We start from the raw sequence: 13,697 nt of genomic DNA, 5'->3' as shown, positions 1-13,697 counted from the left end.
ATGACAGATAGATGGACATCGATGGGGTTATAAAGGAAATTGGATGTAAGGGGGATAGACGAATGAAGAACAATGTCAGAAAGATCGTGCTTGCAGCCGCTGCAGCAGTTTTGGCTGCGGCAACCCTGACCGGCTGCGGCCAGGCACGAACAGGGACAGCATCCACAACGAAGGAAACACAGGCGCCGGTCATCCGTGTGACGGAAAAGATCACGGAGGCTCCTCAGACAGAGAGCGAACCGCAGACACAGGCACCGCAGACCGAGACGCAGGCACCGCAGACCGAGACACCGGCTCCGCAGTCTGAGACACAGCCGCAGACAACTGCTCCGCTCACAAAGGAACAGGAGATGGCGCAGGAGACAAAGTACACAGAGTCGAAGACCATGTGGGCGAAGGATGATGTGAACGTCCGCGACACGCCGACAACAGAGGAAGAGAACATTTCCTACAGCTTCGACCAGGGACAGACCGCAACCGTCGTCGGAGAGACGCCAGGCTGGTATGAGGTGTCCATTCCGTATACGGATAATGACGGAAATCCGCAGGAGTACACAGGCTTTGTCTCGAAGCAGTTTATGTCTGAGACAGAGGTACAGCCGAAGACAGACGAGGAGCGGGCTGCAGCGGCAGGCGGCGCGGGAGAGACAGCGGCTGCGGCAGGCGGAACGGCACAGAATACGGACACGGGTTCTGTGCAGAATACATCATCATCTGCTTCCGGTCAGTCTGCCGGGGGCAATACGGTCACCGTGGCATCAGATGCGAATATCCGCGCCGACGCATCCCAGACATCAGATGTGGTTGGGACAGTCAGCGCAGGTGAGAAGGTCACTGTCACCGGGGATGCAGATGGCTGGTATCAGGTTGAGTACAATGGCGTCACAGGTTATGTGAATAAGAACCTGGTTGGCTGAGAAGCGCTGCACACAGGAGAGAAAGCGGCTGTTTATGCCGCTTTCTTTTTTCTTGATGAGGCATATGGTGCGTGTTAAAATATCGAGAGAATGACTTGCGAAAGAGATTCGATATGGAGGAAAACAACTTGAGTAAGAGAAGCAGGGTGGCGTATGCCGGATTATCCTGTGTGCTCTTTGCTGCAGTGATGCTTTCCGGGTGTGGCAAAGCCAGGATCGGTGGGAGTACAGGGAGTGCCGACAGTGAGAATACGGCAGCCTCGAGCGAGCAGACGAAGGTTGTTCGTGTGATCATTGAGTCGGAGACAGAGGCAGAAACAACACCAGAGACACAGAGGCTGATCACATCTGTTGACTATACGTCGAAGGACGGGACGGTAAAGATTACACTGCCGGACAACACCTGGAAGGTGACGCAGGATGCGGATGAGATGCGGGTTTTCTCATCCGGGAATGACGCGATGATCAACATCGTTCATGCCAGTACAGAAGCAGCGATGAAAACACTTACGGTGCAGACGACGAAGGAGAATCTCCAGGCGGCGCTTCTGAGTCAGTATTCGGAGGCCAGCGCCTTCAATATTGAAAGCTATGAGACAAAGACAGTCGGAAGTGTGAATGTCTACCGCTATGTCGTCCGGTACAACGCGGATGCCAGGATGTGGGCCTATGCTGTCACATATGGGATTGTGGCACCTGATCAGGCCTACGTAATCACAGGAACCATCACAGATAACAACAGTACCCTCCTGAAGGCAGTCGAGGATTCTGTTTACAGCTTCTCTGTGCTGAAGGATGAGGAGCTGAAGGCTGTGACGGATGTGATGACAGGAGAGTCCGAGACAACGAAGACTGATACGAAGCAGACAACGGCGCAGACGGCTTCTCCGACAGCGTCGGGTGAGACTTCAACCCTTTCAAAGTATGCACAGCAGACGACCATGTACTCGGCTGACAGTGATGTGGTAAATATCCGTTCAGGGCCGGGGACTGATACGGACATTGTCGGAACGCTCGCGGCAGGCGGAAAGGTGACAGTCACGGGAGAAACCAGCGGCTGGTACCAGGTGAGCGTGAATGGAGTGACCGGTTACATCAGGAAGGACTTCCTGACCAATACACAGACGACGACACCTTCCACGACCGCTGCGGCGGATCCCGCTTCTGGTTCGGCTTCAGCTGCGGAGATGGCCACCGCTTCCAATTATGCCAGCGCCTCAACACTGTATACCACGGACGGCGTGAATGTCCGGGCCAACCCGGGGACAGGCTCCAGCGTGCTGGCGACACTCGGGGCGGGGAGCGCCGTGAAGGTCATCGGTGAGACAGACAACTGGTATATTGTTTCGACCGGCTCCGGAAAGGGGTACATCTCCAAGTCATACCTGTCCTCCACGGCACCGGCAGGAAGCGGTGGCTCCGGCGGAAGTTCCACAGGCGGTTCCGGAAGTGCAGGAAACGGAAACAGTACAGGCAGCAATACAGGCAATACGGGCAGTTCAGGCGGTGGCTCCGGAAGCGGGACGCAGGCAAGCGGTGTATCCACCATTTCCGGAACGGTGACCGCGTCCTCTGCGAATACTGTGACAGTCGCCGGAGACGATGGCAAAACCTATACGATTTATACAGGGGATGCAGACATTACAACGGCTGACGGACTTTACTCCGGACTGCACATATCGGCATCTGTTGACAATTCTCAGACTGCCTCGGACGGGACGAAGTACGCGACATCCGTGACAGGCGAGTGAAAAAGGGAAGCAGAAGCGCAAAGGTAAGGTGCCGTAAGGTGCCTGCGCCGTCGCAGTGAATGTGACAGTGGATGAACGAGCAGCAGGCTGTTGGGACAGCAGAAGGAGACGAGGATTATGAGTAAACCGGTCAGAACGCCGGCAGTGGATGATCTCTGCGATGCCATACTGACATTGAAGACCCGGGAAGAAACGTACAAGTTCCTGGAGGATGTCTGCACAGTCAATGAGCTGCAGGCACTTTCCCAGCGGTTTGAGGTTGCGAAGATGCTGACAGAGGACAAGACATACGCGGAGATCGCAGATGAGACAGGGGCCTCTACGGCGACGGTCAGCCGGGTGAACCGCTCTCTTGTCTATGGAGCAGATGGCTATGAAGTTGTTCTGAGCCGGATGGGGATTACCGGAAAGAAGGAGCAGGAGAAGAAGGAATCTGGCAGGAAAACCGAAGGCAGATGAACGGAGTGCAATTGAAAAAGGTCAGACCGGCGGTGAAAGCCGCCGGTTTCTTTTGACCTGGATCATATATGGGAGGCGGATACAGCATGCGTCAGATGGAATTCAAGATGGAGCGGGAGAATCTTGTGAAGCCAGGTGACAAAATCCATGTGACGGAAGGTCAGCTTCCGGAAACCTGGTATTACACGATTGAGCCCGCGGTTGCGATGAGCGCCAACTATGGAATGAGAGAGCGGCTCAAGGTGTTTGACGGGACAGTGGTATCCGTCCGAGAAGACGAGAGCGGATACACGGTTACTTGCGAATTTGATGAGTGACATCAGCAGCCGCAGCAGACTGAATATTGGAGGAGAGACATATGGACCAGGAGCAGATAACAGGCAGCCTGAATCCACAGCAGCTTGCAGCTGTGACGGCCGGAGACGGGCCGCTGCTGATTCTTGCAGGAGCAGGCTCTGGCAAGACCAGAGTTGTGACGAGCAGGATTGCCTGGCTGATCGCGGAGAAACAGGTCAAACCCTGGAATATCTGCGCGATCACATTTACGAACAAGGCCGCAGGGGAGATGAGAGAACGGGTCAACAGGATGGTCGGCTTCGGAGCAGAGGCCATCAACGTTGCGACATTTCATTCTACCTGTGTCCGGATCCTGCGCCGGTTTATTGACCGGATCGGCTATGATAACCACTTCGTGATTTATGACTCGGATGATTCGAAGTCCTTGCTGCGGGATATCTGCCGGGACCAGAACGTCAATACGAAGGTTTTCAAAGAACGGATGATTTTGTCGCGCATCTCGGCGGCAAAGGATGAGCTGATCTATCCGGCAGACTATGCGGCGTGGGCGGGAAATGATCAGGAGTCTGTAACCATAGCCGGGGTCTACGCTGAATACCAGAGACGGCTGAAGAACAGCAATGCGCTCGACTTTGATGATCTGATCGGGCTCACGGTCCGACTGTTTCAGGCGGATCCGGAAGTGCTGCTTTATTACCAGGAAAGGTTCCGGTATCTGCTGGTCGACGAGTACCAGGATACGAACAAGGCACAGTTTGTTTTCGTCTCCCTGATCGCGCAGAAGTATCGAAACCTCTGTGTTGTCGGAGATGACGACCAGTCCATATATCGTTTCCGGGGCGCCGATATCGGAAACATCCTGAATTTTGAGAAGATTTTTAACGATGCGAAGGTCATCCGTCTGGAGCAGAATTACCGGTCAACGCAAACCATCCTGGATGCGGCGAACGCAGTGATCGCGAACAACCAGGGACGGATGCGGAAGACGCTCTGGACGCAGAATGGGCAGGGCGGAAAGGTCACGCTGAAGCGGTTTGACACCGCTCAGCAGGAGGCGTACTACATCGTCGACGATATTGCACGTCTCAAAAGGAAGGGCAGCTTCCAGTATGGGCAGTGTGCCATTCTGTACCGGACAAATGCCCAGTCCCGCGCACTTGAGGAACAGCTTCTGATGGAAAATGTGCCGTACTCCATCATCGGCGGCGTGAATTTCTACGCACGCAGGGAAATCAAGGATATCCTGGCCTATCTGCGCACAATGGCGAACGGAACAGATGACCTCTCCGTCAGGCGGATCATAAATACGCCGAAGCGGGGGATCGGTGAGACAACTGTCCTGAGGGTTGCCGACTATGCGGCATCCTGCGGGACAAGCTTCATGGAGGCAGCGAGCCACGCCGCTGTTGTCCCGGGACTTGGGAGAAGTGCCTCGAAGATTACGGAATTCGTTCGCTTGATTGAGAAGCTGAGGAGTCAGAGCGCCGGAAAGAATGTTGCCGATATCTTGAAAATGGTGGTCAAGGAGACCGGCTATGTCGAGGAGCTGGAGGCGGAACGCACCGATGAGGCCCTCGACCGGATTGCAAACATCGATGAGTTGATCAGCAAGGCCGCCCAGTTTGACCAGGCGGCGGAAAAGATTGGAGCGGTCGAAGGCGAAGGCAGTGTTCAGTCCGGAGCGGAGCTGCATGCAGGACAGGTGCGCACTGGTCTCCCGGCTTTGCAGGATTTCCTTGAGCAGGTTGCACTTGTCGCAGATATTGACAGCCTTGCGGATGATGCCGACAGAGTGGTGCTGATGACACTGCATGCCGCAAAGGGGCTTGAGTTCGATAATGTATATCTTGCCGGAATGGACGACGGTCTGTTCCCCAGCTACCATTCGATCTCCAGCGGTGAGAAGGAAGATTTGGAGGAGGAGAGAAGACTGTGTTATGTCGGCATTACCCGTGCGAAGAAACGGCTGACACTGACTTCGGCCAAGTCGAGGATGCTGCGCGGGCAGACAGAGTGGTACCGGGTTTCCCGTTTTATTGATGAGATCCCCGAGGAACTGCTCGATGACAACCGGAACAGACAGACGGCAGGCGGACAGAATGAAATCGGAGGAAATGATTCCTACCACATGCTCTCAAAGGCACAGGCGGAGCGGAAGCGTGAGCACGAGGAATTCCGGGCAAAGCCCTTCTATATGCGCGGAAGCAGTCAGCACACAGGCAGCAGCAAGGGTACTGGTTCATTTGCCGGAACCGGACTGCGCACTGCTGGCTCATCTGCATCAGGACAGGGAAGCGTGACGTTTGGAAAGGTGGATCTGAGTGCGCTCAAGGGCAGCAACCTTCAGAAGACTGCGGACCTGGACTATCAGGAAGGCGACCGGGTGCGGCACATCAAGTTCGGGGAAGGAACCGTCCGGAAGATTGCGGATGGTGCCCGCGACAAGGAAGTGACCGTCGAGTTTGACCGGTTCGGTGTCAAGAAGATGCTTGCAGGTTTTGCAAAACTGAAGAAGCTGTAAACGAATGGTGGCAAATGGCTGGCGGGTGTGCTATACTCGAAAAAACGAAGGTTGCAGGCGCCAGATGGCCTGTAAGGAATACACGAAAGGACGGGCTCCGAACATGAAAAAAGATGAGTTGATTAAGGCGCTGAAGGATCGTGACAATGAGAATCATAAGAATGCGGTGCTCTGGGTGCTTGCAGTGGTTGGTGCCATCGCGGCTATTGCAGCGGTTGCATATGCAGTATATCGCTATCTGACGCCGGATTATCTGGAAGACTTCGATGATGATTTCGACGATGACTTCGATGATTTCTTCGATGATGAAGAGCAGGCAAAGGATGGCAAGGAAGACGAAAAGAAGGAGTCCGAGGAGAAGAAGGACGAGTAAACCGGGCCGTTTTTGAGTAGATAAGAATCTGGTATAGAAGAGGGACTGCCGAAGGCGGCAGCCCCTTTTGTTTTTCAGGAGGCAGACCGGGGGATCGTTCTGCAGAAGCAGGGCAGGCGCTCAGCCCCGTCCGGCGTGCGAGGGAGGACATTGTGAAGAAGGGTGAGGTATACGAGGGAGAGGTTCTGCGGACAGAATATCCGGGCAGAGGGATTGTGCTGGAAGGGGAGCACGAAGTACGTGTGAAGGATGCGCTTCCGGGCCAGACAGTCCGCTTCCGAATTACAAAAAAGAATTCACACCGCTGTGAGGGGATGCTGCTGGATGTGATGAAACGTGCGGGGAACGAGATTGTATCGGACTGTCCGCATTTTGGAAGGTGCGGTGGGTGCAGCTACAGAACCCTGTCCTATCAGGATCAGCTCAAACTGAAGGAAGATCAGATGATCAGACTGTTTAAACCGGTCGTGAAGGAAGCGGCGCCAGGCCCTGGGGCGGACTGTCAGAAGGATGAATCCACTGTCTCCGCCCCGGAAGGAGGACAGCCAGTCTGGTTCCAGGGCGTTAAGGCCAGTCCTGATGTTCCGGCATACCGCAACAAGATGGAATTCTCATTCGGCGACATCGAGAAGGGCGGCGAGCTTCAGCTGGGGCTTCATGTGAAGGGAAGCTTCTATGACATTCTGACGACAGATGATTGCCGGATTGTTGATCCGGACTTTCATCTGATTCTGAAGTGTGTTCTGGAGTGGGCGAGAGATACCAGCCTGCCTCATTATCACAGAGTGACGCACCAGGGATATTTCAGACATCTCCTGGTGAGGCGGGCAGCGAATACAGGGGAGATTCTTGTTGATCTTGTCACAACCTCACAGGAAGAGGCGGATTTGAACCAGCTCGTGGATCGTCTGCGTGCGCTTCCGGTCAGAGGGAAGATCGTCGGCATTCTGCATACGGTAAACGACAGCGTGGCTGATGCGATCAATAACGGCGGGACAGAGGTACTGTACGGCAGCGCTGTCATCACGGAAAACCTGCTGGGGCTGAACTTCCGGATTACGCCCTTTTCATTCTTTCAGACCAACTCCAGAGGGGCGGAAGTGCTGTATGATACGGTCAGATCGTATATTGGCGATACGACTGGAAAGACTGTTTTTGATCTTTACAGCGGAACTGGAACCATCGCGCAGGTACTGGCACCGGCTGCAAGTCATGTGACCGGAGTGGAGATTGTCCCGGAGGCAGTGGAGAGCGCAAGGGAAAGTGCGAGGCTGAACGGGCTTGACAACTGCGATTTTATCTGCGGCGATGTCCTGAAAGTGGTGGATGAGCTTCCGGAAAAGCCTGACCTGATTGTGCTTGACCCACCCAGAGAAGGAATCAATCCGAAGGCGATGACCAAGATCATAGCGTTTGGCGTCAGACGGATTGTCTACATTTCCTGTAAGGCAACGAGTCTGGCAAGAGACCTGCAGCCGCTGCAGATGGCAGGGTACAGAGTTGAAAAGATGTGCGGGGTGGACCTTTTTCCAGGTACGTGTCACGTCGAGACGGTATGTCTTTTGTCCAAACTTTCTGAGACAAAGAATCACATCAGCGTGAAGGTCGATATGGACGAGATGGATGTGACGGCGGCGGAGAGTGAGGACAGCCGGTCGCCGGAGACGCCGAAGGAAAAGGAAGACGCGATCATAGAGGCATTCAGGCATTTTCAAACACTTCATGCAGGCAGGGAAACAGGGTGATTGCAGACGGGTAATGCAACCAGATGTAACAAAATACGTGATAAATTGTTATGTACGGTTAGTGGAAATCGACGCAATCAGACTTTACAATATTCATGGAAATCATATTTCTGGAGGACCACATGGATATTGTAGAAGTAAAGAATATCTGTAAGACCTATCAAGATTTTCAGATGAAAGACGTGTCCTTCTCGCTGGAAGAAGGCAGGATCACCGGATTCATCGGGCGAAACGGTGCCGGGAAAAGCACCACGATCAAAGCCATGCTGAATCTGATCCATACTGACAGCGGTAAGATCTTTTACTTTGGAATGCCGCTTGCCGGAAATGAAGCAAAGATCAAGCAGCGGATCGGGTATTCCACCGGAGCAGTCAGCTGGTTTCCGAGAAAGACGATAAAGAAAAGCCAGTGGCAAAGAATGATGTAGTCAAGGGAAAATATCAGTTTGTTATGACGGTCCTTAAGGATTCATCCATTTACAGGCAGAATGCGCTGATGAACGCCAATCTGTTTTACCTGGGCGCAGCCCTGTTTGTTTTCGGATTATTCAATGTAATCTTTATTTAATTGAATTTGCGAAACGTATTATACGTTATCAGTCCAAGAGTGTTAGGGTGAACAAAATGCAACCAATATTTACAATGCAGTATGGAGAGTTTGCAGTTGCAGATTATCTATCCAAAAAAATAAAAGGTACTTCTGTTTTTATTCCTGCTTCGGCACAGGAAAAAGGTATTGACTTATTGCTATATCGCTATGACAATGGGTGCAACAAGGCCAACACTATTCAAGTTAAAATGTCTAGGACATATTATAATGACAAGGAAGATTCTGGCTATCCATTCTACTTGTGGTTTAATAGGTTCCCTGTTCAGCAAAACGCAAACTGGTATATGCTGGTCGGGATATATGCAAAGCATTCTGATGATGTTAAAAATGCAGGTGCAAAAAGCACAACTTGGGATACTATCATGCTTGCTTTCACAAATAAGGAAATGTCATTGTTTATGTCGGAAGTGAAGCAGAAAAAAGACCCAACAAAAGATGATAGAATGTTCGGTTTCGGATTTGATTCAAGTAAGGCTATTTATCAAACAAGAGGTTTTAGGGAAATTCGTGATATGAGCCAATATCTTATAGAAAATAGACTTGACGAAATCAGAAATTCCTTTACATGAAAGGTGTGATTAAATGATGACATATACAACATTAACTGGTTATCTATCCGCTATTGAAAATGATAATTTTGGAGAATGGATAATTGACAGAAAAAATAAAGGTACTTTAGAGAATCCTATTCAAATGCCTTACATAACCTATTCAAATATGGTAGACCATTTCATAGAAGATGTTTATGACTTTGTTTCTAAGCACCCAGAATACGAATCAAACCGTTATCACGATATTTTAGAAACAAATAACATTAAATGGGAAAAGGAATCCATGCAAAATACGGATGTATCTTCATTGGATGGGAAATGCGTTGTTGCATTGCTTGTAGGAACTGTTCGGGCAGACCGATTTTGCGATGGTGTACTACTCTCATTTTTCAAAAGTGGTGTAATAAAAAAATGGCTTTTAAGACTGAAAGAAATAGATGAAGAATAATAAAAAGAGTCTTGACTAACAAATGGTCAAGACTCTTTCTTTATACTATTGAGATACTAAACTTATGGCGAGTTATGGAGAGATAGTATGAAATATGGAAAGTAGAAATCCTCAAAAGGTAATACGGGTAACACTTTGGGAGAACTACGGAAAAATAGGGAAGGTGTTAGTTAATCTTTGTGGGCGGTTTTTTCAGGACAGCCCATAAGCTTGGGAAGCCCTTTGTCATATATATCATTGCCGCATTTCTGATGATCGGAGTCTTTGAAGCGCTGCATCATTTCCCGGGCCTTGCGGCTGTAAATGCTTTCGGCTTGGACCATATCATTTTACAGATATCATTGCTTCTTGGCGGAGTCCTGTTTTATGCGGGAATAACATATCTGTCGTATCAAAAGGCCTGCGCGGATTTTGAGAAGATCGATCTGTAGTAAGGAGGAACGCATGCTGAAAGACAATCTGGTGATGCTTCGAAATCTCCATGGGTTTTCACAGGAAGCGATCGCTGAAAAAATAGGGATCTCCAGACAGGCGTATGCTAAGTGGGAAACCGGTGCGACGGTCCCCGATATTGAAAAGTGTTTATCACTGGCAGAAGTATACGGGACGACCATTGACAGCCTGATCAGGACGGAATCCGTGGAAGGACTGGGGATCATTCCACCCGCTCCCAGAGGAAAAAATATCTGGGGTTCTGTTGCCGTAGGCGAAAGAGGTCAGATCGTCATCCCGAAGGGGGCAAGAGATCTGTTTGGACTGACGGGAGGACAGCGCATGGTCGTTCTCAGCGACGAAAATGGAATTGCCCTGATTCCGGAGGAAGTGTTCATGTCGAATATGAGAAACGCAATGGAGCGGAGTCTTGAAAAGCAGGATTGAGGAAGGGTGATTCGAAAAATTAAAAAATGAACTCCCTTTTTACAAAAGTGTTTCTATATGCACAAACTTGAAGTTGTCATAATGCGTCTTTGGGACAGTTCTTTACGCACTCCATGCATAGGATGCATTCTGTACCGTTTTTACGTTTCCTTGAATTATCTGTCACATCAACATTCATCGGGCAAACACGTTTGCATTTCCCACAGGAGATACACTTCTCCTTATCGCATTTCAGACGAATCAGAGAAAAATAACTCATCGGCTTCAGAAAAACAGTAATCGGACAGATGTACTTGCAGAATGCCCGGTTATCCTTGAAGGAAAATGCAAGGATAATTCCTGTCGTATAATAGAGAATGTTACCAATGATAAATGCCCAGAACATGATTCTCTCAAGGCTCCCCACATGAGCAAGGAACAATGCTGCAACAAAGATCAGTGAAGCCGCAAAGGTGATATACCTGATCCATCCTATTTTTTTCGCGGCTCCTTTGGCACTTTGTAGGGCAGAAAAGTCAAGGAAGATCCGGATATTTTACCATATCGAGAAGCATTCTGAGCCTTGAATATCAACCCCAATAAATACTTTTGTTCGATTGAAGCTTTCTTCACCCGTATAGCTAAAGGAAAGGGAGTACCGCATATCAATCCCGTCGTAGATTTGGGAAATGCCATATCCTTAAAATATACACTTCCTATGGGGGCACACGATTTAGGAAAGAGTAGCGAAGACATTTGTATTCGCCTTGCACGACCAGATGATACTTTCCTTGCGTTTGGCGGAGAGAAAGATGAAACTCTCATGTGCCATAAAGTAACACAAAAAACAACAGACAGCCGCCACAATTCTGTAATGATTGATGCTTGACAGTCTCCTTTAAGTTCGCTATAATAATTAGCGCAAAATTTTAGTGGACTTTTCCGGATTCGGTCATCTTTTTGCCACACAACTGTCTTGTGATAGTTGTGTGGCTTTTTTTGTTGCTCGTATCTCGGAAGTGTTAGCAGAATGGAGGACTATATCTGTATGGAAAAAAATTTTTTGTCTCTTATCAAGACGCGCCGTAGTGTACGGGCTTATAAATCAGAACCCGTCCCTTCCAAGGCTTTGGACGCTGTACTGGAAGCAGGGACTTACGCTCCTACCGGTGGAGGGTATCAATCTCCAACCATCATTGCAATTACAGACCCCAAATATAGGCGGGAGATTGCAAAACTAAACGCAGAAGTGATGGGGAGCAACACAGACCCTTATTATGGCGCACCTGTCGTGATCCTGGTTTTGGCAGATGGCTCCGCAAGTACCTTTGTGGAGGACGGAAGCTGCGTCCTCGAAAACATGATGCTCGCCGCCCATGCCCTTGGGCTGGGAACTGTATGGGTACATCGGGAACGTGAGATTTTTGACAGTGAAAGTGGCAAGGCTCTCCTGCGGGAGTGGAAGCTGCCGGAAACCTTGCGTGGCGTCGGGGCGATTGCATTGGGCTATCCGGCCCAGGAAGCCGGTCAGCCCGCAGCACGCAAACAAAACTATATTGTTCGGATTTAATGTCCCGCTGTCCGGCGCAATTTTTTGCGCCGGACAATTTGTGGAGAAGAGGGAAAGTATGCAGACCAATAACAAAATGGCGGTTGCGCCCGTTGGAAAACTCATCTGGCAAATGTCGATACCGCCGCTGATTTCCATGTTCCTGCAATATTCCTATAACCTGATAGACAGCGCGTTTGTGGCACGGCTGAGTGAAAATGCTTTGACGGCGGTTTCCCTGTCGTTTCCCATTACAACTTTGATGAATGCGACATCTATCTGGATCGGCGTTGGCGTGAATGTACTGATTGCAGGGTATCTTGGACAGAGAAAGCAGAATGAGGCAAATACTACCGTCACACATGGATTGTTACTGGCCTTTGGAGTTGGTGCTTTGCTCAATCTTCTGTCATTACTGATTATGAAACCCTACTTTGGGGCATTTACCAATAACGAAGAAATTTATCAGTTGAGTCTTGCCTATATGAGCGTATGTTCGTTCATGCAAATTCCCAACATGGTGCATATCGCAATCCAGAAGATGATACAGGCTACTGGGAACATGATTGCTCCTATGTGGTTCCAGATTGCAGGAGTGGTCGTTAGTTTTGTATTTGACCCACTCCTAATTTTTGGTATTGGTGTTTTTCCAGCTATGGGAATCCGTGGCGCTGCGGTGGCTACTGTTGCGGGCTATTTGTTATCCATGATTTTGGCATTTGCTCTGCTGCTGGGCAAAAAGCAAAAAGTGCGGATAAAGATCAAAGGATTTCATTTGCAAAAGTGGCTGATTGGCCGTATTTTCACCCTTGGACTGCCGTCTTTTATTATGAATGCCCTTAGTTCTTTTATGGTGACTTTTGTAAACTTTTTTCTGGTCGCCTATTCTGATACGGCAATCGCTTTCTTCGGTGCGTATTTTAAGGTGCAGCAGTTGATTGTCATGACGGTCAACGGGCTGACCCAGGGCTGTCTTCCTATTATGCGGTTTAACTACGGTGCGGGAAACAGAGATAGGTTGCACTCTGCTTTCCTCTACGGAACCGCTTTGGTCTCCGGTATGATGATACTGGGAACATTGACCGTCATCCTCTTTCCGGCGCAGCTTTTGGGATTGTTTACGGCATCGGAAGCCATGCGCTCCTTTGGAATATCCGCTATGCGGATTATGGCGACAAGCTATCTGTTTTGCGGTCTTTCTACTATGATTTCCACCTATTGTCAGGCCACAGAAAAAGTAGGTTCCAGCATGGCAATTCAATTATGCAGGCAACTGCTTTTCCTTGTTCCATCCTTATGGTGTCTGGACAAATTGTTCCATCTGAACGGAATCTGGCTTGCATTCCCGGTTGCTGAAACCGCCACTTTGCTCGTTGCGCTTGTGATGATGGCATGGCATCGCCGCAAAATATCTCATAAGGTATTCCAAAGAGAAAAATGATGAATGACACTTTCATGAAAGAAAAACCGGTATTACCGCTGATTTTATCCATGATATGCTACCCCCAAGTAGGACAATGAAATATAAAACCTACTTGGGGGTATTTCTATGTCTAGGAAAAGCAAAATTGATCCGATAGAAAAAGTAAAGATCATTGAACGGCTACTGGCAGAAGAG

At 49.7% G+C, this 13,697-nt stretch carries 15 protein-coding genes and 1 pseudogene; 15 read left to right on the top strand and 1 reads right to left on the bottom strand.

Annotated elements, in window-relative coordinates; all coding sequences use genetic code 11:
* Positions 1-62 precede the first annotated feature (62 nt).
* The 12 genes from FYJ35_RS13765 to FYJ35_RS13710 all read left to right on the top strand — a co-directional run bounded on the left by FYJ35_RS13765 (position 63) and on the right by FYJ35_RS13710 (position 10,551).
* Positions 63-917 carry an SH3 domain-containing protein gene (locus FYJ35_RS13765; RefSeq protein ID WP_205839859.1) on the top strand — a complete coding sequence of 285 codons (855 nt, stop codon included), beginning with the start codon at positions 63-65 and terminating at the stop codon, positions 915-917.
* A 128-nt stretch (positions 918-1,045) separates the two neighbouring features.
* A complete protein-coding gene (locus tag FYJ35_RS13760) occupies positions 1,046-2,668 on the top strand; it encodes an SH3 domain-containing protein (protein ID WP_205839858.1) in 1,623 nt (540 codons plus the stop codon).
* A 117-nt stretch (positions 2,669-2,785) separates the two neighbouring features.
* Positions 2,786-3,127, top strand: coding sequence for a YerC/YecD family TrpR-related protein (locus FYJ35_RS13755; protein WP_154527480.1), 342 nt, complete (start codon positions 2,786-2,788; stop codon positions 3,125-3,127).
* A gap of 86 nt (positions 3,128-3,213) precedes the next feature.
* Positions 3,214-3,444, top strand: coding sequence for an ATP-binding protein (locus tag FYJ35_RS13750; protein ID WP_205839857.1), 231 nt, complete (start codon positions 3,214-3,216; stop codon positions 3,442-3,444).
* 41 nt (positions 3,445-3,485) lie between these two features.
* Complete coding sequence (locus FYJ35_RS13745) at positions 3,486-5,945, top strand: ATP-dependent helicase (protein ID WP_154527479.1); 2,460 nt, start codon at positions 3,486-3,488, stop codon at positions 5,943-5,945.
* 64 nt (positions 5,946-6,009) lie between these two features.
* A complete protein-coding gene (locus tag FYJ35_RS13740) occupies positions 6,010-6,318 on the top strand; it encodes a hypothetical protein (RefSeq protein WP_321049924.1) in 309 nt (102 codons plus the stop codon).
* 152 nt (positions 6,319-6,470) lie between these two features.
* Positions 6,471-8,063 (top strand): 23S rRNA (uracil(1939)-C(5))-methyltransferase RlmD, encoded by a 1,593-nt coding sequence (gene rlmD, locus FYJ35_RS13735; RefSeq protein WP_277067871.1) that lies wholly within the window; start codon positions 6,471-6,473, stop codon positions 8,061-8,063.
* A 122-nt stretch (positions 8,064-8,185) separates the two neighbouring features.
* Positions 8,186-8,491 (top strand): ATP-binding cassette domain-containing protein, encoded by a 306-nt coding sequence (locus FYJ35_RS13730; protein WP_154527478.1) that lies wholly within the window; start codon positions 8,186-8,188, stop codon positions 8,489-8,491.
* Positions 8,473-8,631: a hypothetical protein gene (locus FYJ35_RS13725; protein WP_205839856.1), complete on the top strand. Its 159-nt coding sequence runs from the start codon at positions 8,473-8,475 to the stop codon at positions 8,629-8,631. Before FYJ35_RS13730 ends, FYJ35_RS13725 begins: the two co-directional genes overlap by 19 nt.
* Before the next feature lie 47 nt (positions 8,632-8,678).
* Positions 8,679-9,242 (top strand): hypothetical protein, encoded by a 564-nt coding sequence (locus tag FYJ35_RS13720; protein WP_205839855.1) that lies wholly within the window; start codon positions 8,679-8,681, stop codon positions 9,240-9,242.
* Between the two features lie 13 nt (positions 9,243-9,255).
* Positions 9,256-9,672: a DUF6508 domain-containing protein gene (locus FYJ35_RS13715; RefSeq protein ID WP_154527477.1), complete on the top strand. Its 417-nt coding sequence runs from the start codon at positions 9,256-9,258 to the stop codon at positions 9,670-9,672.
* A gap of 444 nt (positions 9,673-10,116) precedes the next feature.
* Positions 10,117-10,551: a helix-turn-helix domain-containing protein gene (locus FYJ35_RS13710; RefSeq protein ID WP_205839854.1), complete on the top strand. Its 435-nt coding sequence runs from the start codon at positions 10,117-10,119 to the stop codon at positions 10,549-10,551.
* Between the two features lie 76 nt (positions 10,552-10,627).
* Here FYJ35_RS13710 and FYJ35_RS15280 read toward each other — a convergent pair.
* Positions 10,628-11,070: pseudogene (locus FYJ35_RS15280) on the bottom strand (4Fe-4S binding protein); the annotation flags it as partial.
* A 43-nt stretch (positions 11,071-11,113) separates the two neighbouring features.
* On the opposite strand from FYJ35_RS15280, the gene FYJ35_RS13700 reads away from it, so the two are divergent.
* The 3 genes from FYJ35_RS13700 (at position 11,114) to FYJ35_RS13690 (ending at position 13,520) form a co-directional block, all read left to right on the top strand.
* Positions 11,114-11,419: a phenylalanine--tRNA ligase beta subunit-related protein gene (locus FYJ35_RS13700; RefSeq protein WP_154527476.1), complete on the top strand. Its 306-nt coding sequence runs from the start codon at positions 11,114-11,116 to the stop codon at positions 11,417-11,419.
* A gap of 159 nt (positions 11,420-11,578) precedes the next feature.
* The gene (locus FYJ35_RS13695; RefSeq protein ID WP_154527475.1) at positions 11,579-12,100 is read left to right on the top strand and encodes a nitroreductase family protein; all 522 of its coding nucleotides are present in this window, start codon (positions 11,579-11,581) and stop codon (positions 12,098-12,100) included.
* A 58-nt stretch (positions 12,101-12,158) separates the two neighbouring features.
* Entirely contained in the window at positions 12,159-13,520 is a 1,362-nt protein-coding gene (locus FYJ35_RS13690) for an MATE family efflux transporter (RefSeq protein ID WP_154527474.1), read from the top strand.
* Positions 13,521-13,697: the final 177 nt, after the last annotated feature.

This window comes from Porcincola intestinalis, from assembly GCF_009696445.1.
Taxonomy (GTDB): Bacteria; Bacillota; Clostridia; order Lachnospirales; family Lachnospiraceae; genus Porcincola; species Porcincola intestinalis.
The sequence above is the reverse complement of the archived record's forward strand: the minus strand, read 5'-3'. Positions and strand labels throughout refer to the sequence as shown.